This window comes from Glycomyces tritici (assembly GCF_030403505.1).
Map to the genome: position 1 here is coordinate 467,608 of NZ_JAUEMJ010000002.1, position 26,499 is coordinate 494,106.

The 26,499-nt window shown below is 71.4% G+C and carries 26 protein-coding genes; 16 read left to right on the forward strand and 10 right to left on the reverse strand.

Annotated elements, in window-relative coordinates:
* The first annotated feature begins 99 nt into the window (after positions 1 to 99).
* Positions 100 to 2,475, forward strand: coding sequence for a sialidase family protein (locus tag QWI33_RS07370; RefSeq protein WP_289956409.1), 2,376 nt, complete (start codon positions 100 to 102; stop codon positions 2,473 to 2,475).
* Positions 2,476 to 2,578: 103 nt separating this feature from the next.
* Here QWI33_RS07370 and QWI33_RS07375 read toward each other — a convergent pair whose 3' ends face one another.
* Positions 2,579 to 3,817: a serine hydrolase domain-containing protein gene (locus QWI33_RS07375; RefSeq protein ID WP_289956410.1), complete on the reverse strand. Its 1,239-nt coding sequence runs from the start codon at positions 3,815 to 3,817 to the stop codon at positions 2,579 to 2,581.
* Between the two features lie 244 nt (positions 3,818 to 4,061).
* On the opposite strand from QWI33_RS07375, the gene QWI33_RS07380 reads away from it, so the two are divergent.
* The 5 genes from QWI33_RS07380 to QWI33_RS07400 all read left to right on the forward strand — a co-directional run bounded on the left by QWI33_RS07380 (position 4,062) and on the right by QWI33_RS07400 (position 8,616).
* Positions 4,062 to 4,733 carry a GPP34 family phosphoprotein gene (locus tag QWI33_RS07380; protein ID WP_289956412.1) on the forward strand — a complete coding sequence of 224 codons (672 nt, stop codon included), beginning with the start codon at positions 4,062 to 4,064 and terminating at the stop codon, positions 4,731 to 4,733.
* Between the two features lie 36 nt (positions 4,734 to 4,769).
* Positions 4,770 to 6,263: an APC family permease gene (locus tag QWI33_RS07385; RefSeq protein ID WP_289956413.1), complete on the forward strand. Its 1,494-nt coding sequence runs from the start codon at positions 4,770 to 4,772 to the stop codon at positions 6,261 to 6,263.
* Complete coding sequence (locus tag QWI33_RS07390) at positions 6,253 to 6,819, forward strand: GNAT family N-acetyltransferase (protein ID WP_289956415.1); 567 nt, start codon at positions 6,253 to 6,255, stop codon at positions 6,817 to 6,819. The genes QWI33_RS07385 and QWI33_RS07390 overlap by 11 nt, the downstream gene beginning before the upstream one ends.
* Positions 6,820 to 6,913: 94 nt before the next feature.
* Entirely contained in the window at positions 6,914 to 7,342 is a 429-nt protein-coding gene (locus QWI33_RS07395) for a YkvA family protein (protein WP_289956416.1), read from the forward strand.
* Positions 7,343 to 7,566: 224 nt separating this feature from the next.
* Positions 7,567 to 8,616: a GNAT family N-acetyltransferase gene (locus QWI33_RS07400; protein ID WP_289956419.1), complete on the forward strand. Its 1,050-nt coding sequence runs from the start codon at positions 7,567 to 7,569 to the stop codon at positions 8,614 to 8,616.
* Between the two features lie 184 nt (positions 8,617 to 8,800).
* Here QWI33_RS07400 and QWI33_RS07405 read toward each other — a convergent pair whose 3' ends face one another.
* The gene (locus QWI33_RS07405) at positions 8,801 to 9,514 is read right to left on the reverse strand and encodes a DUF8817 family protein (RefSeq protein WP_289956421.1); all 714 of its coding nucleotides are present in this window, start codon (positions 9,512 to 9,514) and stop codon (positions 8,801 to 8,803) included.
* The gene (locus QWI33_RS07410; protein ID WP_289956422.1) at positions 9,511 to 9,960 is read right to left on the reverse strand and encodes a MarR family winged helix-turn-helix transcriptional regulator; all 450 of its coding nucleotides are present in this window, start codon (positions 9,958 to 9,960) and stop codon (positions 9,511 to 9,513) included. The genes QWI33_RS07405 and QWI33_RS07410 overlap by 4 nt, the downstream gene beginning before the upstream one ends.
* A gap of 154 nt (positions 9,961 to 10,114) precedes the next feature.
* Between QWI33_RS07410 and QWI33_RS07415 the strand changes: the two genes are divergently transcribed.
* The gene (locus QWI33_RS07415; protein WP_289956424.1) at positions 10,115 to 11,221 is read left to right on the forward strand and encodes an NAD(P)/FAD-dependent oxidoreductase; all 1,107 of its coding nucleotides are present in this window, start codon (positions 10,115 to 10,117) and stop codon (positions 11,219 to 11,221) included.
* Between the two features lie 136 nt (positions 11,222 to 11,357).
* On the opposite strand, the gene QWI33_RS07420 is transcribed toward QWI33_RS07415, so the two are convergent.
* Entirely contained in the window at positions 11,358 to 11,843 is a 486-nt protein-coding gene (locus tag QWI33_RS07420) for a MarR family winged helix-turn-helix transcriptional regulator (RefSeq protein ID WP_289956426.1), read from the reverse strand.
* Positions 11,844 to 11,901: 58 nt separating this feature from the next.
* On the reverse strand, positions 11,902 to 13,059 hold the full coding sequence (locus QWI33_RS07425) for an MFS transporter (protein ID WP_289956429.1): 1,158 nt from the start codon (positions 13,057 to 13,059) through the stop codon (positions 11,902 to 11,904).
* A gap of 119 nt (positions 13,060 to 13,178) precedes the next feature.
* On the opposite strand from QWI33_RS07425, the gene QWI33_RS07430 reads away from it, so the two are divergent.
* The 4 genes from QWI33_RS07430 to QWI33_RS07445 all read left to right on the forward strand — a co-directional run bounded on the left by QWI33_RS07430 (position 13,179) and on the right by QWI33_RS07445 (position 17,162).
* Positions 13,179 to 13,490 (forward strand): ArsR/SmtB family transcription factor, encoded by a 312-nt coding sequence (locus QWI33_RS07430; protein ID WP_289957201.1) that lies wholly within the window; start codon positions 13,179 to 13,181, stop codon positions 13,488 to 13,490.
* Between the two features lie 222 nt (positions 13,491 to 13,712).
* Positions 13,713 to 15,431 carry a cellulase family glycosylhydrolase gene (locus tag QWI33_RS07435; RefSeq protein ID WP_289956430.1) on the forward strand — a complete coding sequence of 573 codons (1,719 nt, stop codon included), beginning with the start codon at positions 13,713 to 13,715 and terminating at the stop codon, positions 15,429 to 15,431.
* A gap of 284 nt (positions 15,432 to 15,715) precedes the next feature.
* Positions 15,716 to 16,540, forward strand: a complete 825-nt coding sequence (locus QWI33_RS07440; RefSeq protein ID WP_289956432.1) for an SAM-dependent methyltransferase — start codon at positions 15,716 to 15,718, stop codon at positions 16,538 to 16,540.
* Between the two features lie 79 nt (positions 16,541 to 16,619).
* Positions 16,620 to 17,162 (forward strand): histidine phosphatase family protein, encoded by a 543-nt coding sequence (locus QWI33_RS07445; RefSeq protein WP_289956433.1) that lies wholly within the window; start codon positions 16,620 to 16,622, stop codon positions 17,160 to 17,162.
* Between the two features lie 48 nt (positions 17,163 to 17,210).
* Here the strand turns inward: QWI33_RS07445 and QWI33_RS07450 are convergent, their stop codons facing one another.
* A complete protein-coding gene (locus QWI33_RS07450; RefSeq protein WP_289956435.1) occupies positions 17,211 to 18,971 on the reverse strand; it encodes a hypothetical protein in 1,761 nt (586 codons plus the stop codon).
* 208 nt (positions 18,972 to 19,179) lie between these two features.
* Between QWI33_RS07450 and QWI33_RS07455 the strand changes: the two genes are divergently transcribed.
* Both QWI33_RS07455 and QWI33_RS07460 read left to right on the forward strand, forming a co-directional pair.
* Positions 19,180 to 19,815, forward strand: a complete 636-nt coding sequence (locus QWI33_RS07455) for a LysE family translocator (RefSeq protein WP_289956438.1) — start codon at positions 19,180 to 19,182, stop codon at positions 19,813 to 19,815.
* Between the two features lie 155 nt (positions 19,816 to 19,970).
* Positions 19,971 to 21,281, forward strand: coding sequence for an extracellular catalytic domain type 1 short-chain-length polyhydroxyalkanoate depolymerase (locus QWI33_RS07460; protein WP_289956440.1), 1,311 nt, complete (start codon positions 19,971 to 19,973; stop codon positions 21,279 to 21,281).
* A 55-nt stretch (positions 21,282 to 21,336) separates the two neighbouring features.
* On the opposite strand, the gene QWI33_RS07465 is transcribed toward QWI33_RS07460, so the two are convergent.
* Positions 21,337 to 22,305: an alpha/beta hydrolase gene (locus tag QWI33_RS07465; protein WP_289956442.1), complete on the reverse strand. Its 969-nt coding sequence runs from the start codon at positions 22,303 to 22,305 to the stop codon at positions 21,337 to 21,339.
* A gap of 62 nt (positions 22,306 to 22,367) precedes the next feature.
* On the opposite strand from QWI33_RS07465, the gene QWI33_RS07470 reads away from it, so the two are divergent.
* Together QWI33_RS07470 and QWI33_RS07475 are read left to right on the forward strand one after the other, a co-directional pair.
* The gene (locus QWI33_RS07470) at positions 22,368 to 22,922 is read left to right on the forward strand and encodes a TetR/AcrR family transcriptional regulator (protein WP_289956444.1); all 555 of its coding nucleotides are present in this window, start codon (positions 22,368 to 22,370) and stop codon (positions 22,920 to 22,922) included.
* 73 nt (positions 22,923 to 22,995) lie between these two features.
* Positions 22,996 to 23,442: a PaaI family thioesterase gene (locus QWI33_RS07475; protein WP_289956445.1), complete on the forward strand. Its 447-nt coding sequence runs from the start codon at positions 22,996 to 22,998 to the stop codon at positions 23,440 to 23,442.
* A gap of 14 nt (positions 23,443 to 23,456) precedes the next feature.
* Here the strand turns inward: QWI33_RS07475 and QWI33_RS07480 are convergent, their stop codons facing one another.
* A complete protein-coding gene (locus tag QWI33_RS07480; RefSeq protein WP_289956447.1) occupies positions 23,457 to 24,323 on the reverse strand; it encodes an alpha/beta fold hydrolase in 867 nt (288 codons plus the stop codon).
* An 86-nt stretch (positions 24,324 to 24,409) separates the two neighbouring features.
* Here QWI33_RS07480 and QWI33_RS07485 point away from each other — a divergent pair, with 86 nt between their 5' ends.
* Entirely contained in the window at positions 24,410 to 24,967 is a 558-nt protein-coding gene (locus QWI33_RS07485; RefSeq protein WP_289956448.1) for a CGNR zinc finger domain-containing protein, read from the forward strand.
* Positions 24,968 to 25,054: 87 nt separating this feature from the next.
* On the opposite strand, the gene QWI33_RS07490 is transcribed toward QWI33_RS07485, so the two are convergent.
* Together QWI33_RS07490 and QWI33_RS07495 are read right to left on the reverse strand one after the other, a co-directional pair.
* Complete coding sequence (locus QWI33_RS07490) at positions 25,055 to 25,936, reverse strand: NHL repeat-containing protein (RefSeq protein ID WP_289956449.1); 882 nt, start codon at positions 25,934 to 25,936, stop codon at positions 25,055 to 25,057.
* Between the two features lie 85 nt (positions 25,937 to 26,021).
* Positions 26,022 to 26,453, reverse strand: coding sequence for a hypothetical protein (locus QWI33_RS07495; protein ID WP_289956450.1), 432 nt, complete (start codon positions 26,451 to 26,453; stop codon positions 26,022 to 26,024).
* Positions 26,454 to 26,499 lie beyond the last annotated feature (46 nt).

The window sequence follows — 26,499 nt, forward strand, 5'->3', positions numbered from 1 at the left end:
CTTTTCCGCCCGCCTTGCCGGGGGTGCGAACCCCTGTTATGTTGGGTCTCCAAACTAATCCTTCGGCGGCCCCCAGCCGAACCCACCCTAGGAGCACCTGTGCGACGACGCACCTTCGCCGCCTCTCTCGGCGCGGCCGCCGTGGCCACCACAGCCGTCCCCGCGATGGCCCACGCGAAGACCTCCGGCCACTGCGAAGACGCCTACACCTGGCGCACCGCCGTGATCAACGGCGGCGGCTACGTCCCCGGCATCGTCTTCAACGAGACCGAGGCGGACGTCATCTACGCTCGCACCGACATCGGCGGCATGTACCGCTGGCAGGAGCCCACCCAGACGTGGAAGCCGCTGCTGGACTGGGTCGGCGCGGACCAGTGGGGGTACACGGGCGTCGTCTCCGTCGCCACCGACCCCGTCGAGACCAGCCGCGTCTACGCCGCGGTGGGCACCTACACGAACGACTGGGACCCCAACAACGGCGCCGTCCTCTACTCGGACGACTACGGCGACACCTGGGGCGTCGCCGAGCTCCCGTTCAAGCAGGGCGGCAACATGCCCGGCCGCGGCATGGGCGAGCGCCTCGCCGTCGACCCCGCCGACAACGCGGTGGTCTACCTCGGCACCCCGAACGGCAACGGCCTCTGGCGCTCCACCGACCACGGCCGCAACTGGGCCGAGGTCGAGGCGTTCCCGAACCCGGGGAACTTCGTGCAGGACCCCAACAACCCGTACTCCGACGACAACCAGGGCGTCATCTGGGTCGAGTTCGACCAGGCCGGCCGGATCTTCGTCGGCGTCGCCGACCCCGCCGACCCGCTCTACGTCTCCGAGGACCGCGGCCAGACCTGGGCCCCCGTGCCCGGGGCCGCCGCGATCGGCTCCGCGGACGGCAACAAGACCATCCCCAAGCAGGCCGCGATCGACCACGTCAACGGCCACCTCTTCATCGTCACCAGCTGGGACCCCGGGCCCTACAACGGCGGCCCGGCCTCCGGCGACGGCGGCGCGGTCTGGCGCCTCGACCTCGCCGACGGCACCTGGACCGACATCACCCCCGCCTACAACCCGGCCGGGCGGATCCCCGGCTTCGGCGGCATCACCGTCGACCGCCAGCGCCCCGGCACCCTCATGGCCGCCACGCAGAACAACTGGGGGCCCGACGAGGTCCTGTTCCGCTCCACGGACTCAGGCGCGACCTGGGAGACCAGCTGGGACCTCGTGGCCGGCGCGGACGGCTCGCAGCAGCGCACCGACCGGTTCACCATGGACGCCTCCGGGAGCGAGTGGCTGACCTTCGGCAACAGCGACCAGGGCACGCAGTACGCGGTCAAGCACGGCTGGATGATCGACGCGCTGTCGATCGACCCGTTCAACTCGGACCGGATCATGTGGGGCACCGGTGCGACCATCTGGGGCACCGAGCAGTTGACGGCCTGGGACGCGCAGGGCCCGCTCGTGGGCGAGGACGGTGCCGGGAATCCGGTGGCGCTGCCGGTGGAGCGGTTCACCGTGGCCGTGCGGGCCGAAGGCGTCGAGGAGACCTCGATCCAGGACATCGCGGCGCTCGGCGGCACCGTCGTGTCGGCCGTGGGCGACCTCGGCGGGTTCGTGCAGAACGACCTCGGCAAGGCGGGCAAGCAGATCCGGAACCCGGACTGGTCGTCGGGGCGGAGCGTGGACTTCGCGGCCCTGAATCCGTCCATTGTGGTTGGTACTGGTGACGTGCACGGGGACGTGGACGGCCATGTGGCCGTCTCCGTCGACCGGGGCGCGACCTGGTTGACGACCGCCCGGGTCGAAGGCGTCGCGAAGGACGGCAACGGCGGCACCGTCGCGGTGAGCGCGGACGGCTCGGTGATCGTGTGGAGCCCTGGCAACGGGACGACGGCGCCGGTGTACAGCACCGACCTCGGCCAGACGTGGAAGCCGGTGGAGGGCCTGCCCGCGGGGGCGAAGGTGCGCGCCGACCGGGTGCGCGCGAGCCGCTGGTACGCGTACTTCGCCGGGGTGTTCTACACGAGCGGGGACGGCGCGCGGAAGTTCGCCGACACCGGCGCGACGGGACTGCCGCCGGAGGGCGACGTGGACTTCCGGGCCGTGCCGGGCAAGCGCGGACACCTGTGGCTGGCCGGCGGGAACACTCCCGACGAGGTCGACCCGGTGTACGGGATGTGGCGCTCGACCGACGGCGGCGCGACGTGGAAGCGGGTGCGCGACTTCGACACTGCGGACGCGGTGGGCTTCGGCAAGAGCCGCGGCCGCGGGTACCCGGCGATCTACGCGTCGGCGAAGTCGGGCGGGCAGGCCGGGATCTGGCGTTCGACCGATGAGGGCCGCAGCTGGCAGCGGATCAACGACGACGCGAACCAGTGGGCGTGGACGGGGAAGGCGATCTCGGGCGACCCGCAGGTGTACGGCCGCGTCTACATCGCGACGAACGGTCGCGGCATGATCTACGGCGACATCGCGGACTGAGGTCCGCGCTGGATTCGCCGGTGAGGCGCTCTCTGGGGAGCGACGCGCCGGCCGCGGGACCTCCGTTCGGTCCCGCGGCCGGCGTGCTGTCGTCCTGCCGCGGTTACGCGGTGATCGGTTGGGGGCGTGCGGGTGTCGCCGGGTGCGCCCGGTGCGGGGCCGGTTCGTCATGGTCGGCGCCGCAGAGGCCGGCGTAGAGGAGGTCGTTCCAGGCCCGTTCGAGGGCGTCGGGGTCGGCGGTGTCGTGGCGGTCGACGATGTTCCAGGCCACGGTGATCTGGCGTTCGCCGTCGAGGGAGTGGAACGAGTTGGCCTCGTGGCCGAGGGTGTCACCGTTGTGGCCCAGGAAGACCGCGTCGGGGTCGTCGGCGCATCCGGGTCGGAGGCCGAAGAGGCCGAGGCCGTAGTCGAAGGACTTGCCGGTGGGTCGGAACGCCGTCGCTTCGGCGAGCGAGGCGTCGTCGAGGAGGGTCCCGTCGGTCATGGCCCGGTAGAAGTCGTTGAGGTCGCCTGCGGTGGCGACGACGTTGCCGCCGGCCCACAGCTGGCTGTACGAGAGCTTCGACGTGTCGAGGTAGGGCCGGGCGGGGTCCCCGGTGGTGAGGTACGGGTCGAGGTGCGGGCCGCGGAGGCCGGAGGTGCCGGGGCGGCCGAAGTAGGTGCGGTCGAGGCCGGCGGGGTCGAAGACCCGGTCCTCGAATACGTCGCCGAGGTCGTCGCCCGTGAGCTCCTCGATGAGGAGGCCGAGCGCGGTGTACCCGGTGTTGGAGTAGGCGAAGCCGTCGCCGGGCGGGAACAGCTGCCCGCCCTCGGTGCCGATCGCGATGAGTTCCTCTGGGCGGTAGTGGGTCCGGTGGTTCGCGTGGAAGTCGGTGAGGTCGTCGTCCTCCAGAAGGGAGGCGTAGAGGCGCGGCAGGTGGTCGGGGACGCCGCCGCGGTGCGACAGGAGCTCCCGGACCGTGGGCTCGTACTCGCCTTCGTACGGGAGGACGCCGGGCAGGTGCTCCCCGATCGGGTCGTCGAGGTCGAGTTCGCCTTCGGCCTGGAGCTGCAGGAGGATCGTCGCGGTCATCGACTTCGTGATGCTGCCGACGCGGAAGCGGTCGCCCGGTCTCGCGTCGCCCGCCGCGTCCTGGAGGCTGCGCGGGCCGGCGGCCGCGGACCATTCGGCGTCGCCGCTGCGGACTTCGGCGACTGCGGAATGGTCGGCCGCGGACGCGAACGCCTCCAGTTTGGACTCGAGCAGGGCGGTGTCGAGGCGCGGCGGCGCCGCAGCGGCAGCGGCCGGGGCCGCTGCGACGGCGAGCGCCAGGGCGGCGGCGGCGAGGATTCGGGTGTGCATGCGCCGACACTAAAACCGCATTGAACTGGGGCGCAATGCAAAAGGCCGAATTCACCGCAAGAGGGGCGCAGGCGGGAATGGCCCCGGTACCGGCAGCGGTACCGCACCGCAGATTCGAAGGGGCGCGCTTCCACTCGGAAACCTCTTCGCTGGCATGAACTGTCGGTAATGCCCAATACGAACGTCTGATTCGCACCGGTAAGGTAATCGCGTGTATCGCCCTGTATAGGAAGGACTACCCCTGGTGCCCGACGTGCCCTCCACTCGTCTGGTCTACGACGCCCTCCTGATCACCTCGCTCGACGACGCGTACAAGCCCGCCACGGGCCCGCGCGTGACCGGCCTGGGCATCGGGGCGGCGCTCCTGGCCGAACTCGTGCTCTCGCAGCACCTGGTCGTCTGGGCCGCGAAGGGAGTCGACCTCTTGTGCTTCGACGAGCGGTTCCGGCCGCCGGAGGACTCCCTGGCACTGTGGCTGGTCGAGCACATCCGCGCCGAGCGCACCAGCCTCGGCGTGCGCGACTGGCTCGAGTTCCTCTCCGCCGCAGACGTGTACACCAAGACCGCCGAGCACATGGCGATGCTCGGCCTCATGGTCCGCCACGAGTACCGCTCGCGGTGGTCCCGGCGCGTGGAGTCCGGCTACGAGCCGAGCGACGCGCTCTTCGCGAACGCCGTGTTCTCCCGGCTGCGCCGCACCGTGTCCCTCGCGGATCGGCAGATCACCGTCGAGGACGCCTACCTGCTCGGCCTCACTGAAGCGGTCGGCCTCTCCAAGCCCCTCTACTACCAGCTTCCCTCCGGCGCACGCGTGTACGCCGGGAAGCAGCGGCAGTCGCTGCCCGCGCCGCTCCGCGCCCTCCTGGCGCACCTCGCGGCGGCGGTGGCGGACACCGCCATCACCGGCGGCCGCTGACACCACCCGTCACCCGAAGAAGGAGTCACCGCCCGCATGTCCACTCCGTCCTCATCCCCGAGTGCGGTGCAGGCCGTCCTGGCCCGCAACAAACTCGGGACCTTCAGCCTCCTGCACTTCTCCCTCACCGCCGCCACGCCCCTCACCGTGATCGCCGGCGGCGTCGTCGTCATGTTCGCCCTCGCCGGCCAGATCGGCATCCCCCTCGGGTACCTGATCATCGCCGCCTGCCTGTGGCTCTTCAGCGTCGGCTACACGACCATGTCGCGCCACATCACGAACGCGGGCGCCTTCTACGCGTTCATCGCCCGCGGCATCGGCCGCGTCCCCGGCGTCGCCGCCGCATGGGTCGCGGCGACCGCCTACTGCGCCATGCAGATCAGCCTCTACGGCCTGCTCGGACTCACTGCCGAGAGCGTCCTGGCCCGCATGGGCCTGGACGCGTCGTGGTGGGTCTGCGCGCTTGTCGCGTGGGCCCTCATCGGGCTCCTGGGCACGCGCGCGGTCGACATCAACGCGAAGGTCCTCGCGATCCTCCTGGCCGTCGAGATCGCCGTGATCCTGCTGTTCAGCGCCTCCAACTTCGCCAACGCCGCCGACGGCCTCCCGCTCGCGGCGATGTCGCCGTCCACGCTCGGCGGGGAGGCGGCCGGGGCCATGCTGGCGCTGGCGGTCACCGGCTTCATCGGGTTCGAGTCGCCCACCGTCTACGGCGAGGAGGCGAAGGACCGGCGCCGCACGGTCGCGCGGGCCACGCTCGCCACCGTCGGCATCCTCGCGTTCATCTACATCGCCTCGTCGTGGTCGATCATCGCCGCCGTCGGCGCGGACGGCGTCGTGGACGCCGCGATCGCGGACCCCTCGCTCATGTTCACCCTCGCCGGCGAGCAGCTCGGCGCCCCGTGGGCGGTCATCGGCGAGGTGATGCTGCTGACCTCGGTCACCGCCGCCGCGTTGAGCTTCCACAACACGACCGCGCGCTACCTGTTCGCGCTCGGCCGCGAGCGCGTCGCACCCGCATGGCTGGGCCGCACCTCGCCGCGCACCTCTTCCCCGGTGACCGCCTCGCTCACCCAGACCGTCGTCAGCGGCGCGGTCATCATCGCCTGGGCGGTCCTGGGCCTGGACCCGCTCGTGCACCTGTTCTACTACATGAGCACGTCGGCGGGGATCGGCCTGCTCGCTCTGATCGCCACGTGCGCCGTCGCGGTCATCGTGTACTTCGCGCGCGACCGGCGCGGCGAGTCCCTATGGGCCACCAGGATCGCGCCCGTGCTCGCGGTCGTCGCGCTCCTGTGGGTGCTGTACCTCTCGGTCCTGCACTTCCACACCCTGCTGGGTGTCGAGAAGGGATCGACGCTGCCGGTGCTCGTGCCGATCCTGTTCGCGGGCCTGGCCGTCCTCGGGGCGGGCTGGGGCGCGTACCTCAAGTGGGGCCGCCCGGAGGTGTACGCCGGGATCGGCCACGGCGCGAAGGCCGCGCTCGTGACCGAGACGTCCGAACCGGTGGGGGTGGCCGGTGGCCGTTAGCACCGCGCACGTCGCGGGCCTGCTCGCCGAGGCGTTCGTGGACGCGCCGACCGCGGTCTGGCTCGTCGAGGACCCGGCCGATCGCCTGGCAGCCATGGAAGGCCAGTTCGCGATGCTCGCCGAGCACGCCGCCGTCCACGGCGGCGTCCTCACGGCCGGAGCGGACGGCGCGCTCGTCTGGTTCGACCGGACTGTGGAGGTCCCGCCGATCCCCGAGTACGACGAGCGGCTGCGCGCGGCCTGCGGGAAGCATTACGAGGGCTTCGCCGAACTCGACCGGATCATGGACGAGCACCACCCGGCCGAGCCGCACAACTACGTGGCGCTCGTGGGCGTGCGCGCCGACGCGCGCGGCCGCGGCATCGCGAGCGACCTGTTCCGCCGCCACCACGAGCGGCTCGACGCGTCCGGCACCCCCGCGTACTTGGAGGCAGTCTCGTTGCAGACCGCGAGACTGTATGCGTCCCTTGGATACCGGCCGCACGGCGCACCGTTCCGCATCGGCGAGGGCGGCCCGCCGCTCCACCCGATGTGGCGCCCGGCCGGCGCCGTGTGATCCGCGCTCGGCGACAGGCGCACGTGAACCTAGAGTCGGACGCGATGACCACGCGAGAGCGAGGCGGCGCGTCCGCCGCTGAGGGGAACGCCCGATGACCGACTGGTGGTGGGTGGACCTGCTGCTGGCGGTCGCCGCGGGCCTGGCGCTGACCTGGGTCGCGCTGATCGCGGCCTTGGCGGTCGCCGGGCCCCGCGGACCGCTCCTGCGCGAAGCGCTGCGCGTACTGCCGGACCTGCTCCGGCTGCTGCGGCGCCTCGCGGCGGACGGCGGCCTGCCCCGCGGGGTGCGCCTGCGCCTGGTCCTGCTGTTCGCGTACCTGGCGCTGCCGTTCGACCTGGTCCCCGACTTCATCCCGGTCCTCGGATACGCCGACGACGCGATCATCGTCGCCCTGGTCCTGCGGTCGGTCGTGCGCCGCGCCGGCATCGACGCGGTCCGGGCCCACTGGCCCGGCAGCGACGACGGGTTCGCGGTGCTCTGCCGCCTCACCGGACTCCCCATGCCCGGCAACGAGTCCTGACCGCTCAGCGGCCGGCGCTCCAGTCGTCCGGCGGGTCGGCGCACGCGACGGGCTCGGCCGGACCGAGCCGGTGCAGACGCGCCGGGTTCAGGCCGCCACCACCTCGGACGTGTCGCGGACGGGTGCAAGCGGATCGCGGCGAACGCCAATGCACTGGCGGATTCGCCCGGCACGTGAGACGGTGTCGCCGTGCACGACTACTCCCCCGCCGCTCCGGCGCGCCGATGAGCTTCCAGACCCTCGCCCGGCGAGTGCGGAACCCCGAGCTCCCGCTCGGCCTGCGGTACGCCGCATTGCGTTCGGCCCTCGAGCACTACCGGCGCCTCGGCTACTGGAACGCCTGGGAATTCATCACCCGCACCGATGGGCCGGGACCGACGCGTCTCGACGCGGATCGCATGCTCAATGCCTTGCAGCGCTTGGAGACCAGCAGGAACGTCTGGCTGGCCGAGATAGCGGCGTACGCCGAGCGGCGGCGGGCCCACAAGCGCGACCGCATCCCGGTCGATCGGGCAGAGCACCAGTACCGGAGAGGGCGGCGCTGGCCGGGACCCGACGCCGAAGCGGCCGTCACCGGCGCGGTGGCCCGGGCCTGGCGCGGGCACCGCGACCTGCGCCTGCCCGCCCCCACGAAGACGCTCCTCGAACCGATCGAGACCGCGCTCGACCCGGTCGTCGACGCGTTCCTCGCCCGCCGGTTCACCGCGCATGAGCGCCGGCTGCTCCTGACGGCCGTCGGCGACATCGAAGCCGCCGAACGCGAACTCACAGCCCAGTCCATCTGGGCCACAACGCGATGGCACGCCTGGACTGCCGAGCTGATCCGCCATCACGAGCTACCGCTGGTCCGGCGGGGCTGGACCGGCGAGGCCGAGCGGATCACCCGCATCTTCTGGGCCGCACGCACGCAGATGACCTATCTCCCCGACCTCTACACGTTCGAGCAGACGCAATGGTGGGTCGCGAACGTCATGGCCCCGCAGTCGGAACTGTGGCTCGCGGAGCTGAACGGCGTCCCGGTCGGCTTCGCGGCCCTCAACGGCACCTGGCTCGACCACCTGTACCTCGAACCCGCCCACCAGGGCCGGGGCATCGGCGAAGCGCTGCTCGCGAAGGCGAAGCGGCGCCGCCCCGAGCTGAACCTGCGGGTGTTCGAGCAGAACACCGGCGCCCGCGCCTTCTATGCGCGCCAAGGCTTCGCGGAGGTCGGCTCCGGCGACGGCTCCGACAACGAGGAGCACCTGCCCGACCTCCACCTGCGCTGGCGGCGCTGAGCGGGCGGGCGACCGGTCCGCAGGACCTGAGGCTCGATTCCGTCTCGGCGGCGTACGCCTCGGCGAAGCCGTCGCAGTCGGCGGTCGGCGACTGGTCGGTGCGTCCGGAGGTGTGCCGTGATCGACCCATCCTGACATGGGCGCTCCTGCCCGAAGGCACACCGGAGAGAGGTCCGTGGACGACTTACGAACCGCCCCTGAGGTCCTCGGCGGTGGCGAGCGCGCCCGCGGCGGCTACGCACTCGGCTTCGGTGAGTTCGGTGTCGCCGACCTGCTTGAGGAGTGCGGCGGCCTTCGCGCGGTCGCCCAGGCGCAGCGCGAGTTCGGCGCGGTAGACGAGGGCGTCGAGGAGTTCGGGCTTCGGGGCCTCGTCGCCGCTGCGCGCGAGGGTCGAGTCGAGGAGCTTGACCGCCTGCGCGGTGTCCCCTTTGGCCTCGCCGAGGACGATCGCCTTGGCCAGGGTGCGGCCGAGCTTGCTCTGCGGCGCTTCGGGTTTCACGGTGTCCTCCTGCTGCGGGAAGAACCGGATGACATTGCCGCTCGGGTCGGTCAGGGAGAACCCGGCCCGGTTGCCGGTGTTGGCGCGCTTGCGCGGGCGGGTCACGCGCGGGATGCCCTCGACGAGGACCTTCCCGTGGACCTCGCGCATCCCGGCCGCGAACGAGTCCCAGAGCGCGCCGGTGTCAGGCACGAAGACCAGGCAGGTGCCGTAGGAGTTCTCGGGGTCGAGCTGGTCGACGCCGAAGAAGTGGATCTGCCAGTCGTCGCGGGCCATGACGATGTACGGGTTCGGGCGCGTCTGGTGGAGGGTGAGCTGAAACCCGAGCATCCGGTAGAACTCGGCGGCCTCGTCAATGGACCTGCACGGCAGCAAGGGGATCGTGACTTCGCCGCTCATCGGCTTCCTTCCGGTTCGAGTGCGGTGGTGAGTGCGCGCAGGGCCGCGGTGGCGGCCTCGATCTGGGACGGGTCGAGCGATGCCGCGAGGGCGTCGGCCCAGTCGGCATGGGCGCGTTCGACTTCGGCCAGGGCGCGGTGCCCGGCCTCGGTCGGTTCGAGGAGCTTCGCGCGGCGGTGCCGCGGATTGTCCGCGAAGGCGGCGAGGCCGTCGGCCGCGAGCGCGTCGGCGGTCTGCTGCACGCTCTGGCGGCGCAGCCCCATCGCGCGGGCGATGTCCGCGACGGTGGCCGGGGCGTGGTCGATGACGCCGAGGACCTGCCAGCGCGCGCTGGTGAGTCCGGCGGGGCGGGCGAGGGCGTCGCCGGCGGTGAGGAGGGCGCCGTTGGCGCGGAAGACCTCGATGGCGAGTTCGGACACGGCGAGGCCGCGGGGACTGAGCTGCACGTCCCGAAGCTACTTCAATTGACAGGTAACTGTCAAATTTACGACCCCTCCGTGAGGGGCGTCACGGGGTTGCGGCCGGCCGGATCCTTGTAGTTCGTAATACGAACTATTATGGTTCGTAGTACGAACTAGTTTTCTGCGGAGAGGGAACGACATGACGCAGCAGGGGAAGACCGTGGCGATCGTGGGCGGCGGGTACGGCGGGGCCGCCCTCGCCAAGGCGCTGGACGAGCACGCCGACGTGGTCCTGATCGAGCCGAAGGACGCCTTCGTCCACGCCGCGGCCACGCTCCGCGCGCTGACGCAGCCCGATGAGTGGGCCGCGCGCATCTTCTACCCGTACGACGCGTTCATCAAGCGCGGCAAGCATCTCCGTGAGTACGCCTCGGCTGCGGACGAGCGGGGCGTCACCCTCGCCTCCGGCGAGCGGGTCGAGGCCGACTACATCGTGCTGGCCAGCGGCTCGGGCTACCCGTACCCGGCCAAGACGCGGACCGACTCGACCGCCGAGGCCCTCGCGCACTTCAAGGAGACGCACCTCGAACTGGCCGGGGCCGGGCGGGTGCTCATCGCCGGCGCCGGGCCGGTGGGCCTGGAGCTGGCCGGCGAGATCAAGGCGGTCTGGCCCGAGAAGCAGGTCACCATTGTGGACCCGTCCGAGGAGCTGATGCCCGGGTACGAGGCGGCGCTGCGCGCGGAGCTCCACGCGCAGTTGGCGAAGCTCGGCGTCGAGGTGCGCCTGGGCGTCACCCTCGAGGACGAGCCGGCCGTCGAGCCCGGCCGGGCGGGGACCGTGGCGGTCACCGCGAACGGTGAGCCGATCGAGGCCGACATCTGGTTCCGGGCCTTCGGGGCCAGCACGAACTCCGGCTACTTGCGGGACGGGATCGCGCCCCTCAACCGGCGCGGCCAGCTGCACGTCACCCCAGCGCTCAACGTGGAGGGACACGAGCACGTGTACGCCATCGGCGACCTCACGAACGTGAACGAGGAGAAGCGGGCCGCGGCGGCCGGTCAGCACGCGGGCGTGGTGGCCGCCAACATCATCGCGCAGATCAACGGGGAGCGGCCCGAGTCGGTGTACGCGCCCTCGCCCGTGCGGGTGGCGATCGTGCCGCTCGGCCCCGAACTCGGCGTCGGCCAGATGCCTTCCGAGGACGGCCCGGTGCAGCTGCCGCTCGAGTCGGTCATCGAATGGAAAGGGCGCGACCTCATGGTCGGCCACTTCGACCAGGCGTTCCGGGTCGCCCCGGGGCAGTAGGACTCCCCCGTCCGCCCGATCGTCATAGGACGGGGAAGGCCCCCGCCGCGCCGCGGCGGGGGCTTCGTCGTGCATGCGGCGAGGGATCGTGCGTACGGAAGGCGCTGCGCGGTCGCGCGGAGGGAAGGCACTGCCTTCAGCTCTCGGTGCAGCCCTTCGCGGACGGGCAGCCCGAGTCGGTGAAGACCACGGGCACGTGGTTGTCGGCGACGACCCGGGTGAGCAGGCCGACCAGGAGCTCCCGCTCCTCGACGCTCAGGCCGAGCGGGAGGTCGGCCACCCGCTTCGTGGTCTCGTCGTGGAACTCCTCGGCGAGCTGGGCGCCCTTGTCGGTGAGCGCCACGCGGAACGCGCGGCCGTCGCCGGGGTCGGACTCGCGGCGCACGAGGCCGCGCTTCTCGCAGCGGTCGACGAGGCCCGAGATGCTCGACTTGGCCAGGCCGAGGGTCTTCGCGAGCTCGAACATGCCGAACGGCTTGGGGATGAGGACGCACAGGAGCTGCGCCTGCTGCACGGTGAGGTCGAACTGGCGCACCGCGTCGGAGTAGACCGTGTCGACGAGGAACGCGGTGCGCACCAGGGCGGTGCCCATGCCCATCGGCTCGTCCGCGTACTCCTCCATGGGATCAAGCTTACCCGCAGGCCACGGCCGGTGCCCGGTGTCATCGGCCACGACCGTTTCAGGCTGCGGCGGGCCTCGGGACAGGGGCCTTCGCGCGGACCATGGCGATGGTGAGCACCAGTCCGGCGGCGCCGAGCACCGCACCGACCGGGCCGAGCGCCGCGACCGGGAGCCAGCTGAGGCTGACGCCGCCCACGAGGCCGCCGAACGCGATGCCCGCGTACAGCGCGGAGGAATTGAGTCCGATCAGGACGATCGCTGACTCCGGGTGGCGGGAGACGAGCCGGTGCTGCTGCGGGACGATGGCCATCCAGGCCGTGATCCCGAATGCGAAGGAGATCGCGATCGCGGCGGCGAGGTTCGCGAAGGCGAAGGGCGCCAAGACCAGCAGGGCGACCATGACCGCCTGGACGTGGAGCATCAGCCGGGCGGGCCCGAACCGGTCCGTGAGCCGGCCGGCCAGGTGGTTGCCGATGACCGCGCCGATGCCCTGCGCCAGCAGGAGCACGGTGAGCAGCGCCTGCGAACCTCCGGTCGCCGCTTCGGCGGCCGCACCGAAGTAGGTGTAGAGCGCATAGCCCGAGGCCAGGACCAGCGCAGTGGTGGTGACGATCCCCAGGACCGCCTTGTCTCGCAACGGGGCCAGCCGCGCGGCCAGGCCCGCCGCGGGGGCCTGCAGCGGCGGGAGCAGGACGGCGATCCCGGCGGCGGCGAGGACGCCGAGACCGGCGACCGCCCACAGCGTGAGCTGCCAGTCGACGGCGCCGAGGAGGGAGCCGAGCGGCACCCCGAGGGCGGTGGCCGCGGTCAGGCCGCCCATGACGACGGCGAGGTACCGCCCGCGCCGCTCGGGCGGAGCGATGGAGGCGGCGATGGCGCTGGCCTGCGGCGTGATCAGGGCCGCGCCGAGCCCGGTGACGATCCGGGCCGCGATGGCGAACGCGTAGTCGTCCGCGACGGCGAACGCGGCGTTCCCCGCGATGAACACGGCGAGCGCCGCCAGGAGCACGGTGCGCCGGTCGAGTGCGGCGGTGAGGGCGCCGAGGACGGGTGCGGCGAGGGCGTAGGTGAGGGCGTAGACGGTGATGAGCTGGCCGGCGGCGGCGGTGGTGACGTCGAGGTCGGCGCCGATCGCGGGGAGGAGTCCGGTGATGACGAAGGCGTCGGTGCCGACGGCGAAGGCGGCGGCGACCAGTGGGATGAGCCTGCGGTCCATGGGGTGGATCCTTCAGTTCGATGGTTGGGTGAGCATCAAACTAAGTGACGGTTGGATCGTTGTGCAACCATCCGACAGCGGGTTATCCTGGCGGCGTGAAGGAAGGCCAGGTGACGACCATGCGTGAGCTGCCTCACCCCGCGACCGAGGACATCCGGCTGCCGGAGGTCATGCACGCCTTGAGTGACGAGGTGCGACTGGAGCTCGTCCGCCGCCTCGCGGAGGGCATGGAGGGCAACTGCACCCTCCTGTCGGGGGACATCGAGATCCATAAGTCCACGTTGTCCCACCACTACCGGGTCCTGCGCGAAGCCGGCGTCACCCGGACCAGAGTGGACGGCCGCGACCGCCACATCCGCCTCAACCGCGACGCCCTCGACGACCGCTTCCCCGGCCTCCTCGACTCGGTGCTGCAGGCGCTCGACGCCTGAGACTCAAGCATCAGAACGCTCTGTCGCGGGCCTCGTGACAGGCAGTTTTTTTGTTGCCACAGGCGATCAAAAGGTTGACATGCGCCAATGTCACTGGAATCATTGCCGATGCGTTTCGACCCCGCAATACGGGATCTTCCCGGCAATTGTTCCGTTCAACGCGCCCGCAGCGGAGGCCGACCCGGCATGCCCTCCCGCGGCGCACAGAAAGAGTGATCACCCTTGCGACGCAAACCGATCAGGCTCCTGACGGCCCTGGTGGCGGTGGTGGCGGCCGTCGCCGCCGCGCTCACCGTGCGGACCGCCTTCGCCGAACCCGAGACCGCGCCGGAGGACGGCGCCGCCGTCCAGCTCAGCGCCGAGGAGACGGTCGCGGCCATGCAGCCCGGCTGGAACCTCGGCAACTCCCTCGACGCCGTCGGCGAGGACGAGACCGCCTGGGGCAACCCGCGCATCACCCCCGAGCTGCTCGATTCGATTCGGGCCCAGGGCTTCAACTCGATCCGCATCCCCGTCACGTGGTCGGCCCACCAGGCTGAGAGCGGAGACTACGCGATCGACGCCGCGTACATGGCCCGCGTGCAGGAGGTCGTCGACCTCGCGCTCGACGACGGCTTCTACGTGCTCATCAACATCCACCACGACTCGTGGCAGTGGGTGAACCAGATGCCGACGCAGCACGACGAGGTCCTCGCGCGCTACAACGCGGCCTGGACGCAGATCGCCGCGGCCTTCGCCGACGCCCCGCCGGAGCTGGTGTTCGAGAACATCAACGAGCCCCAGTTCGCCGACGTGAGCGAGGAGGAGGGCGACGTGCTCCTCAACGAACTCAACGAGTCCTTCCACGCGATCGTGCGCGGCTCGGGCGGCGTCAACGCCGAGCGGCTCCTGGTGATCCCGACGCTCCACACCAGCAGCGAGCAGGCCCGGCTGGACGCGGCCGCCGCGAACATCGCGGCCCTGGACGACCCGATGATCGCCGCCACCGTGCACTACTACGGGTACTGGCCCTTCAGCGTCAACATCGCCGGCTCCACCACCTTCGACGAGGAGGTGCGCGCCGACATCGAGGCGGCCTTCGACCGGGTCGAGGCCACGTTCATCGACCAGGGCGTGCCGGTCATCCTCGGCGAGTGGGGCCTGCTCGGCTTCGACAAGCACACCGGCGTCGTCCAACAGGGCGAGAAGCTGAAGTTCTTCGAGTACCTCGGGTACTACGCGAACGAGGTCGGCATGACCACCATGTGGTGGGACAACGGCCAGCACTTCGACCGCGAGACCCGCACCTGGAAGGACGCCGACCTGTTCGCCCACGTCGCGGGCGCCTGGGAGGGCCGATCCGGCACCGCCGCCTCCGACCAGGTGTACGTCGCCGCGGGCGGGGCCCCGGCCGCGGCCACGGTGCCGCTCAACCTGAACGGCCTGGAGTTCGCCGGGGTCTTCAACGGCGGCGCCGAACTGGCCGAAGGCGCCGACTACACCCTGGACGGCGAGCAGTTGACGCTCGCGCCCGAGCTCCTCGCGTCCCTCGCGGGCGGCTCAGCACTCGGCGAGCGGGCCGTGCTCGAGGTCCGGTTCTCCTCGGGCGTGCCGTGGCAGCTCCACATCATCGCCTCCACGACGCCCTCCATGCAGGACGCGACCGGGACGACGACCGAGCTCGCGGTGCCGGTGGCGTTCAACGGCGACCAGCTCGCGACGATGGAGGCGGTCTACCCGGACGGCACCGTCGCCGGCCCGCCCGACTGGACCGAGTTCAAGGAGTTCGCGGTCGCGTTCAAGCCCGACTACGAGGCCGGCACGATCGTGCTCCCCGAGGCGTTCTTCGCCGCGGTGAACGACGATTCGACCGTGAACCTCACGTTCCACTTCTGGAGCGGCACGACGGTCCAGTACACGGTGGAGCGTTCCGGCACCATCGTGACGGGAAGCGCCGCATAGCGTCCCGCCCTATATAAACAACAGTGCAGGACGGGGCGCCCGGTTGCCGGGCGCCCCGTGCCACGCTCGAAATGGGAGCGTTTCCCCAGTCCGGGGGGCCGCAACTGGTCGCCACGACCGGTGTGCGTCCGCTCGTGTTCAAGCACCCGATGGGCTAGTCTGGACCGACGTCCCCCACCGGTGAAGGACCGCTCGCGCGCACCGGCGCCGAGCGCGACGCGACTGCCCGCCGCGACGCCCCGCCTCCCTCTGCAACCTGCCCATTCAGTGCCGATTGGATAGTTTTGAACGACGCAGCACCATGGCCGCCGCCGGGGATCGACCCCAACGTCCCCTCCACTGCCCGGGTCTACGACGCCGCGCTGGGCGGCAAGAACAACTTCAAGGCCGACCGCGAGGCCGTCGAGGTCTTCGCGCGCAAGATCCCGCAGGTCCGCGAAGCCACCCGGCTCAACCGCGACGCGCTCATCCGCGGCGTCCAGTACCTGGTGCGCGGCGCGGGGATCGACCAGATCCTCGACATCGGATGCGGCCTGCCGACCGAGCAGAACACCCACCAGGCCGCGCAGGAGATCAACCCGAACACGCGGGTCGTCTACGTGGACAACGACCCGATGGTCCTCTCCCACGGCCGCGCGCTCCTCGCGGACAACCGCACCACCACTGTGGTCACCGCCGACCTGCGCGACCCGGCCGGGATCCTCGCCAACCCCGAGGTGCGCGGGCACCTCGACTTCGACCGGCCGATCGCGGTGGTCATCGTCGGCATGATCATGCAGATCCACGAGAACGAGAAGCCGGACGAGATCATCGCCACCCTCATGGAGCCGCTCGTCTCCGGCTCGCACCTGTTCCTCACCGCCTGGCCCGACACCGGCGACCCCGCGCAGCGCGGGCTCTCGCAGGGGTGCCTCGAGACGCTCGGCAACGGCTGGATCAGGCCCATCGAACGCCTTGAGCAGCACTTCCTGGGGATGCCGCTGGTGCCGCCGGGGCTCGAGTACGTCTCGCGCTGGTACCCCGAGGAGCCCGGCCGGGAGGTCCCCGCGTTCGAGGACTTCGAGCCGTACGAACGCACGCAGATGGCCGGTATCGCGGTCAAACCCTGACGAGCCCACAGGCGAGGCGGCGGCGGCCGAGCCGTAGATTGGTACCGCGCAGCGTGTTCGAGAAGAGAAGAGACCGCCAATGCCCATGCTCGAGATCCGCCGCCACAGCAAGCGCAGCGGAGACGAGGCCGTCCACCTTTCCCAGGAGGGGGTCGAGCTGGCCCGCTGGTCGGGGACCCTCACTGGGCCTTTCGAAGTCGTCGCCACCAGCGTCGCCCCCCGGGCCCGCGAGACGGCGATCGCCATGGGATTCGCGGTGACACTGGAGTTGCCCACCCTCCCCAACGTCAACGGCTTCCTGCAGGAGTCGCAGGCGGCGACGTACGACGTCGGCGCCCCGTTCACCCGGCTGGCGCGTCTGGTGAACCGGCGCGGCAGCACCGCGTCGGACTACGCGCACGCCCTCGCCCGGCAGTGGTCGGACCTGATGGCACCCCTGGGCCCCGGCGATGCGGCCCTGGTGATCGGCCACGGCGGCCACATCGAATGCGGGCTCGTGACGCTGTTCCCGGAGGCGAACCACGACGACTGGGGCTCGCTGTTCGGGTACATGGAAGGCGCGCGCCTGCACTACGACGCGGTCGCCCGCCGCTTCCACGACATCGAGTTCGTCCGCGGCTAGGCCGCATCGCAGTGGAGGGGCCGGCGTTCGCCGGCCCCTCCACTGCGTTCAGTCCTCGCCGACGCTGATCCGCACGCGCGGCAGGTACCAGACCGCGGCGGCCGCCGCGGCGAGCGCGGCGGCGATCAGGAGCGGGATCGGGAACCCCAGGGCCACACCGGACTGCTCGAACTCGAGGTTCTCCAGGGCCGAGATCATCGGACCCGAGGACAGCATGTCCTGAAAGGTCAGCTGCTGCCAGAACAGGTCCTGGCCGTTGACCAGGAGCAGCGCCAGGCCCATGAGCCCGGTCATCGGCCAGGCCGCCTTGAGGAACGCCACGCGCGCCGCACCGGGCTCGGCGCCGTCGATGAGGGCCGCGCGGCGCTGGTCCTCCAGCCCCCAGAACAGGGCCGTGAACACGAACAGCAGCGGCACCGCGATCCAGGCGCGGGCCGGGAACGACCCGATGACCATGTACTCGCCTTCGCCCGCAACGGCCTCGAGGTTCGCGGCCCCCAGCGGCCCGGACCCGATGAACAGCCACGGCGCGAACGGCAGCAGCAGCCAGCGCGAGGCGCTCCCCAAGGGGCGCAGCGCCCCCACGGCGTACCCGCCGATGGCCGCCACGGGCAGTGCGACGGCGGTGGTGATGAGCGGCGGGCCCCACGTGCGGCGGATCGCCAGCCACAGGTCGGCGCCTTCGCGGGTGTCCTCGCCGATGCGGGCGAGCCAGGGCAGGAGGAGGGCGCCGACGGCCGCGAGCAGGAGCACGAGCGCGACGACGCCGATGACCGCCCTGGGCCGGGTCGGTGTCGGGTCGACCGGGTCGGGGGTCACGTCGATCCTGGTCCGGGCGGCGGTGAAGACGAGCGCGGCGCCGGTGCCGAGGGCCGCGAGGATCGCCATGAGCAGCACCGACTTCGCGCTGGACAGGCCCGGGGAGATCCCTGAGTAGAGGCCCCTGAAGATCTGGGCGACGGGGGTCTCGGCGCCTTCCGGCAGGCCGGTGACGACGCTGTAGGCGAAGGTCTGCAGGCCCGCCGCGGTGATGGCGAGCGCGGCGAGGCAGGCCGTGACGGCGAGCGCGGACCTGCGTCCGGTCTCGCTGCCGCGCATAGCGGCGAGTCCGGCGAGGACGCCGAGGCCGAGCACGACACCGGCGATGAGGCCGGGCCAGTCGTACAGGCTCGCTTCGCGGTCGCTGCCGGAGACGGCGCGGTCGATGAGGCGGGCGACGGTGAGGGCGGCCGGGGCGAAGGTGATCGCGGCGAGGGCCCACACGACGGTGGCGGTGGTGCGCAGGCGGCGGCCGGCCCGGTGGAGGAGCCAGGCGGCGAGCGGGGCGAGGACCGCTCCGGTGAGGACCATGGCGCCGACGGGCCCGGCGAGTCCTGCCAGGCCTGCGGTGAAGGCGCCTTCGGCGAACACCTCGTCGTAGTTGGCGGGGCCGGTGGTCTCGGCGGAGCCGAAGACGCTGAGGCCTTCGATGCGGCTGAGCTGGATGGTGCGGATCGTGGGCAGCAGGTAGGCGCTGACGAGGGCGACCAGGGGCACTGCGAGGAGGAGGAAGCCGAGGACGACGCGGGCGACGTCGGTCTGGGACTGGAGCAGTGTCGCGTAGGACCGGTCGAGGTCGGCCTGCGTCGGGCCGGTCCGCTCGGGGGCGGGGGCCGGGCGGGCTTCGGGCCGGGGCCGGGCGCCGGTGGAGCCGGGTCGCGGGGCGGTGGTGCGGTCGGGTCGCGGCGCGGGCAGGTACTGGGGCGCGATGCGGGCGGGGGCGGAGCGCGACGACGGGGGCGGGCCGCCTGCTCGGGGCGGTTGGTCCATGAACACTCCTGTGTGGATAAAGGGTGGGAGGTCATGAGCATTATGCGCCACGTCACCTGGCGGAAATCAAGCGGGCACTGGCGCCGGAACGTGACCAACGGCGGCACAGTGGCACATCACATGTCATGCGTGACATGGCATTCGTAGCATCGGCGGCACGGCCGCGTAATGGGTTGCCGCCGCATGGCCCGGGTGCTTTGATCGAGGCATGCCAAGCACCGCGCAGTACCTCGCGTTCGTCGTCGCCTCGCTCATTCTGATCCTCATCCCCGGCCCCTCGGTCATGTTCACCGTCAGCCGGGCCCTCGCCTACGGCCGTACGCAGGCGGTGCTCACCGCCTGGGGCAACGCGATAGGCACGTTCGCCGCCGCGACGCTCGCGGCGGTCGGACTGGGGGCGCTCATCCAGGAGTCGGCGCTGGCGTTCGCGATCGTGAAGTACGCAGGGGCGGCGTATCTGGTGTTCCTGGGCGTCAAGGCGCTCCGGGACCGCAAGGGGCTGATGGCGGGGCCCGAGGACGAGGCGGGGAGTCCGAAGCGGGCGCTGGCGACCATGGCGGAGGGGTTCATGGTGGGGATGCTGAACCCGAAGACGATCCTGTTCTTCCTGGCGATCCTCCCGCAGTTCGTCAATGCCGAGGGCGGTCCGGCGACGGCGCAGATGCTGCTGCTCGGCGCGACGTTCGCGGCGCTCGCGGCGGCCTGCGACACGGTGTGGGGACTGGTGGCCGCGGCCGCGCGGGACGTCCTGCGCCGCCCGCGCCCGAAGCTGATCCTCAGCCGCACCGGCGGCACGGCCCTCATCGGCCTCGGCATCGCGGCGGCTGCGGGCGACCGGGCCTGACCGACCTGGGGCCGGACCGCTCTGGGAGCGCTTGCATATCGAAGATCATAGATATATAGTGTGTGGACCTCACGGCGATCCCCATCGTTTCTCGGCTTCGCGGCCTCGTTCCCCGGGCCGTCACGACGCCGCCGGCAGCGTCAAGAGAGGACCCCATGCCAGCCTTCACCCGCCCCCGCGTGCGCAGAGGACTGACGGCCGCGGCGGCCGCGGTGCTCGTCGCCGCGGCCGCGCTCGTCGCGGTCATGATCCCCCAGCCCGCGAACGCCGCGTCGCTCACTCGAGTCGCGAACTTCGGGAGCAACCCGAGCAACCTCGAGATGTACCTCTACGTGCCGGACAACGTGGCCCCCGAGCCGGCCATGGTCCTCGGCATCCACTGGTGCACCGGTTCGGCGAACGACTTCTACAACGGCACCGAGTGGGCGCGCCTGGCCGACCAGTACGGGTTCATCGTCGTCTACCCCTCGGTGACGCGTTCGAGCAAGTGCTGGGACGTCGCCTCCGCGGCCTCCTTGAGCGGCACCGGCTCCGACTCCGTCGGCATCAAGTCCATGATGGACTGGACGATCGCCGAGCACAATGTGGACACCGACCGGATCTTCTCGACGGGCATCTCCTCGGGCGCGATGATGACCAACGTGATGCTCGGCGTCTACCCCGAGGTCTTCGAGGCGGGCGCGGCGTTCTCCGGCGTCCCCTACACCTGCTTCAGGACCGGCAGCGACTCCGAGTGGAACTCGGAGTGCTCGCAGGGCCGGCTCAACCGCACCCCGCAGCAATGGGGCGACGAGGTGCGGACCACCAACCCGGGCTACGCCGGGCCGTGGCCGCGCATGCAGATCTGGCACGGCACCAATGACGACGTGCTGTTCTACCAGAACTTCCAGGAGCAGATCGATCAGTGGACGAACGTCCACGGCACCGACCAGGCGCCCGAGCTCTCGGACACGCCGCAGGCGAACTGGAACCGGACCCGCTACGGCGGCACCGGGACCCAGGCGCCCGTGGAGGCGATCAGCCTCCAGGGGGTCGGCCACAACCTGATGGCGAACGGCATGGCGGCCAAGGCGCTCGCGTTCTTCGGGCTCGACAGGCCGGTGGACCCGTCCACGCCGGACACCAGTCCGAGCGACCCGGTCACCACCCCCACGGGCGGCCCCCCGGGCGGGTGCTCGGCGGCGATCAGGGTGGTCAGCAACTGGTACACGGGCTGGCAGGCCAATGTGGACGTGACTGCGGGCAGTGCCGCGATCAGCGGCTGGAAGCTCACCTGGACCTGGCCGGGCGGCCAGACCATCTCCAGCTCCTGGAACGCGGGCGTGACCTCCGCGGGCTCGTCCGTGACGGCCGAGGACGTGGGCTGGAACGGCGCGGTCGCAGCGGGCCAGACCCGCACCTCCACCTGGGGCTTCATCGGCACGGGAACGGCGGCCACCCCCGCCGTGACGTGCACACCGGCCTGACCCGCCCACCCCAGCGGGGCTGCGGGCGCTTGGGCGCCCGCAGCCCCGTCGGTCACTACCGCGCCGGGGCGGTCGCCCGCAGACGGGCGCGCAGGAAGTCGAGGATCTCGCGGCGCGCGGGCCGTGCGGCGGGCACGGCGCTGGGGATGCTGATGAACTTGTGGACCGCGTTCGGGTACCCGGTGAAGCGGGCGTCGTTGCCGGCGGCGCGGAGGCGTTCGACGTACGCGCGGCCGTGGTCGTAGACCGGATCGAGCTCCCCGGCGACGGCCAGCGCGGGCGGGAGGCCGGTGAGGTCCGCGCTTTTCAAGGGGGACACCAGGTCCGGGTCGAAGTCCGGCGGCAGGGCGATCCTGCGGGCGAGGCCCAGTTCGGCGGCCGAGAGGCCGGGCTGCCCGATGTTGCGGGCGACCGAGGGGTGGTCGGTCATGGTGGCGGTCCAGTCGAGGGCGGGGTAAACGAGGACTTGGGCGCTGATGGCCGGGCCGGTCTCGCGAGAGCGGAGTGCGAGCAGCGCGGCGAGGGCGCCTCCGGCGCTTTCGCCGAGGACGGCGATCCGGTGGGGGTCGAGGCCCCAGTCGAAGGGGTCGTCGGCGAGCCGGTCGAGCGTCTCGCAGGCGTCCTCGACGGGCGCGGGGAGCGGGTGCTCGGGGGCGAGGCGGTATTCGACGGCGACGACCACTGCGGGCAGTCGTGCCGCGAGACGGCTGTTGAGCCAGTCGTTCTGGGCGGCGGTGCCGGTGATGAAGCCGCCGCCGTGGAAGGAGAGCACGAGCGGCAGTCGGTCGTGGCGTCCCTTGGGGCGGTGGACCCGCAGCGTGAGGTCCCTGCCGGGGAGGTCGAGGGTGTGCTCTTCGATGCCGGCGCGGCGGTCGGGCAGCCCGGCGATGAGGCGCATGACCGGTGAGCGGACGAGCCGGACAAGCTTTGCGCGGCCGACGATGACCTGGTCTTCGGTGAGTGCGTCCCAATCGGGTCGGTCCTTGAGGAGCAGTCGCGCGCCGAGCGGGGCTTTGGTGGTCATGGGGTCCTCCCGGTTCAATTACGCTACCTTCGGTAGCGTAATTGCCAGGATAGCCTGATCCCGTGCAGGCATCCACTTCCCCGGGCGCCGGGCGTCCGCGCTCGGACCTCAACGCCGACGTGTTCGCCGCGACCTTGCGCTCGGTGCACGAGTGCGGTTACGCGGGCGCGACGATGGACCGGATCGCGGTCGCGGCGGGCGTCGCGAAGACGACGCTGTACCGGCGATGGCCCTCTAAGGGCGCGCTGATCACCGCCTGCCTCGTGGACGTGTTCGGCCCCGCGCCGATCGTGAGCGAGGACCGGGAGGAGCTGCTGACCACCGCGGTCCGCTGGGGCGCGGCAAAGATCGCCGAGCCCGGCGTCGGCGCGGCGTTCGCGGGCGTCTTCACGGACGCCGTGAGCGACCCGGACCTGCGCGAGATCCTGTCGACGCAGTTGCAGGCGCCCTACCTGCGGGTCCTGCAGGACGCCCTCGGCGAGTCCGAGCAGCGCGTCCGGTTCGCCATCGACGTCATCATGGGCACACTGCTCCACCGCATGGGGATCTCGGGTGAGCCGATGGCCGAGGACGACGTCGAAGCGCTCATCGCGATGGTCCTGGACGTCTTCCGCTGAGGGCGGTCCGGCGACCTAGACTGGGCCCACCATGTGCGCATCGACGCGCAGGACATGAACGGAGCCGCCTGAGATGACCGAGTTTCCCGCCGAGGTCCGCGACCGGTTCGCCGGTGCGGGCATGGACCTCGACAAGCTGTTCTCCGCCGGCGAACTGGGCGACCGCATGGGGATCGACGTCCTCGAGGCCGCCCCGGAGCGGGTGGTCGCGCGGATGGCGGTCGAGGGGAACCGCCAGCCGTACGGGCTCCTGCACGGCGGCGCCTCGGCGGTCCTGGCCGAGACGCTCGGATCGGTCGGCGCGATGCTCCACGGCGGCCCCGAGAAGATCGCGGTCGGCGTGGACCTCAACGTGACCCACCACCGGGCGGTCCGCTCGGGCACCGTCACCGCGGTCGCGACCCCGATCCATCTCGGACGGTCCACCGCGACCTACGAGATCGTCGTCAGCGACGAAGCGGGCCGCCGCGTCTGCACCGGGCGGCTCACCTGCCTGATCCGGGAAGCGCCCCAGGCCTGAACCGCCGTCGCGCCTTACCGCTGCCGCTCAAGGAAGTCCGCGATGAGCGGGGCGATCTCCCCCAGGTGCGTCTCCAGGGCGAAGTGCCCGGCGTCGAAGAGGTGGAGTTCGGCCTCCGGCAGGTCCCGGAGGTAGGCGCGGGCGCCCGCCTCGGTGAAGAACGGGTCGCCGGTCCCCCAGACGATGAGGGCCGGCGGCGTGTGCTTGCGCAGCCACGCCTGCCAGCCGTCGTACCGCTCCACATTCGACTTGTAGTCGAAGGCCAGTGCGACCTGGGCCTCCTTGCGACCGGGCAGGTCGAGGTAGTGCTGGTCGAGCGTCCAGTTGTCCGGCGAGAGGCGCTCGGGCCGCCGCGTGCCCGTCTCGTACTGGAACCGGGTGCCTTCGAGCGTGAGCAGGTCGCGGATCTGGCCTTCGGCGCCGGTCTGCTCGGGGGCGAGCGCGATGAAGCCGCGGGCGGCGTCGGAGAGGCCGTCGGTGTAGGCGTTGCCGTTCTGGACGACGAGGCCGGTGACGAGCTCGGGCCGGCGCTCGGCGAGGCGCAGGCCCACGGGCGCGCCGAAGTCGAAGAGGTACATCGCGAAGCGCTGCAGGCCGAGGCGGTCGACGAAGCCTTCGACGACGTCGGCGAGGCGGTCGAAGGTGTAGGTGAAGTCGGCGGGGGCGGTGGTCTGGCCGAAGCCGGGGTAGTCGGGGGCGATGAGCCGGTGGTCGGCGCCGAGGGCGTCGATGAGGCGGGCGAACTGGTGCGAGGCGGTGGGGAAGCCGTGCAGGAGGAGCAGGACGGGGGCGTCGGCGCGGTCGGGCACGGATTCGCGGTAGTGGACCTCGACGCCGTCGATGTCGACGCTGGTATGGCGGACCAAGGGGAGGCGGTTCATGGTTCACATGCTTTCTCGAGTTGATGATGCATTAGGTTTCGATGGGTAATGCTAACGCATAGATCGGCCGATGTAGCATTAGGGCCATGAATGCGATGACACCGCTGGTCGGCGAGCCCTTGGCGATCGATCTGGTGAACACCCTGACCGCGGAAGGCGACCTGCTCCAGGACCCGGCAGCACTGGGCGCATGGCTCGCCCTCGAGGCGGAGCGACTGCCCGGATTCGACACGGCCGCCGACCGCGCCGCGCTCGACGCCGTCCGGTCGGTGCGCGGGCACGCAGCCGCCGCGTTCGGCGCGCTGGCCGAAGGGCGGCGGCCACCGGAGCCCGCCTTGCGGGGCCTCGCGGCCGCGGTGAACGCCGCCCCGAGCAGCACCCGGCTCACTTGGGACGGCGCGGGGGTGGCCGCCACGGTGCGGCGCGAGGGCGCCGCGGCCGAGCGGCTCGCCGCCGAGCTCGCTCAGGCCGCGGTCGACCTGCTCACCGATCCTGCCGTGGCGAAGCTGCGGCGGTGCGGCGCCGAGGACTGCGTGATGCTGTTCGTGCCCGCGCACCCGCGCCGCCAGTGGTGCTCCCCCGAGCGGTGCGGCAACCGCGTCCGCGTGGCCCGCTACTACGAGCGGCGAAAAGCAGGCCGCTGAACCACCGCGAACACCTCGGCGAAGCAATGTCCACATTGCACTGACGCTGCGATTACTCGCAGCGGTGCGCCCCTGTGCGTGCCGCCCTTAGTGGACGGGATCGATCAGGTAGAGAGAGCTGGTCCCCCAGTCGCACACCGCGAGTCGGCCGTCCGGCGCGACCGTGATGCCGGTGGGGCTGTCGAAGCCGTCGGCGACGGTGGTGCGGGTGCCGTCCGGCTGGATCATGTCCACGGTCGAGCCGCCGTAGTCCACGACGTAGACCGCGTCGCCGCCCGCGGGGGCGATGCCGGGTCCGGGGCTGGAGAGTTCGGTGTTGACGTGCTCGGCCTCGGTGCCGCCCGAGACGAGGGAGACGCCGCCGTTGATGTTGCTGACCATGAGGTCGCCGTTCTCCAGTTCCACGGCGCCGACCGGGGTCTGGAGGCCGGTCGCGACGACGCGGGTCTGGCCGTTCGCGTCGGCGGCGAGGATCTCGTCGGTCTGCCGGTTGGCGATGAGGAGTTCGCCTGCGGCGTTGAAGGAGAGTCCGGCCGGGGTCGCGAGGCCTTCGACGAAGACCTCGGGTTCGCCGTCGTCACTGAAGCGCCACACCACATCGCCGCTGTACGAGGCGGCGTAGACCACGCCTTCGGCGTCGATCGCCAGGCCCGAGGGGCCGTCGAGGTCGCTCGCGAAGGTGCTGCGCTCGCCTTCGGCGGTGAACCGCTCGATGGTGCCGCCGGACCAGTTCGCGATGTACAGCGCGCCGTCGGCGTCGTAGGCCATGCCGACCGGCGAGGAGAGGTCGTCCCAGACGGCGTCCCCGGGGCCTTGGGTAGAGCCCGAGCCCGCGCTGCTGTTCGAGCTCGATTCGGCTGGGGTGCAAGCGGTCGCGGCGACGATAGCCGCCATCGCCGGGACGACGAGGAGGCGGTGCGCCCGGAACGAGTCGGGCTTGTCGTGGTGCTGCTGTGGGTTCGCGCGCATGGTCTGCTCACTCCGTAATGGTTGGTCGAACATTGCTGGTGATCGGTGGGCAATGAGCACGTGTGGGTGGGACTGGGCGTCTGAGTCAGGCCTGGCGTCTCCTGATGCGGCGGGCCGCGGGGGCGGTCAGCATCCCGGCGCCGAGCAGCGCGCCGGCCGCGGCGCCGGCCGGCTGGGGTCCGAGGCCGGCGACCGCCGCCGTGGCGAAGGAAGCGGCGACGAGCCCGGAGAGCAGCACGCGGCGGCGGCCGACGCGGTCGGCGTCAGTTCCGAAGACGAGAAGCCCGGTGGCGCAGGCGAAGCCGAACGCGGTGACCGTCCAGGCCGTTCGAGAGGTGCCGGCCTCCCATGCGGAGGCGAACTCGCCGAGGATCGGGACGACGTACAGCCGCCCGACGATGAGCACGGCCGCGGCGGCGAGCGGCACGGCCGCGGGTCCGGTTGGGGCCCAAGGGGTTGCAGCGCCGTGGTCGGCGGCGGTCGGCGCGGCGAATCGGGTCGGTGCTTGCAGCCTCATCGACTCCATTGAAGCACCAACTCATTTGTTGGTCAACATCAGAGTT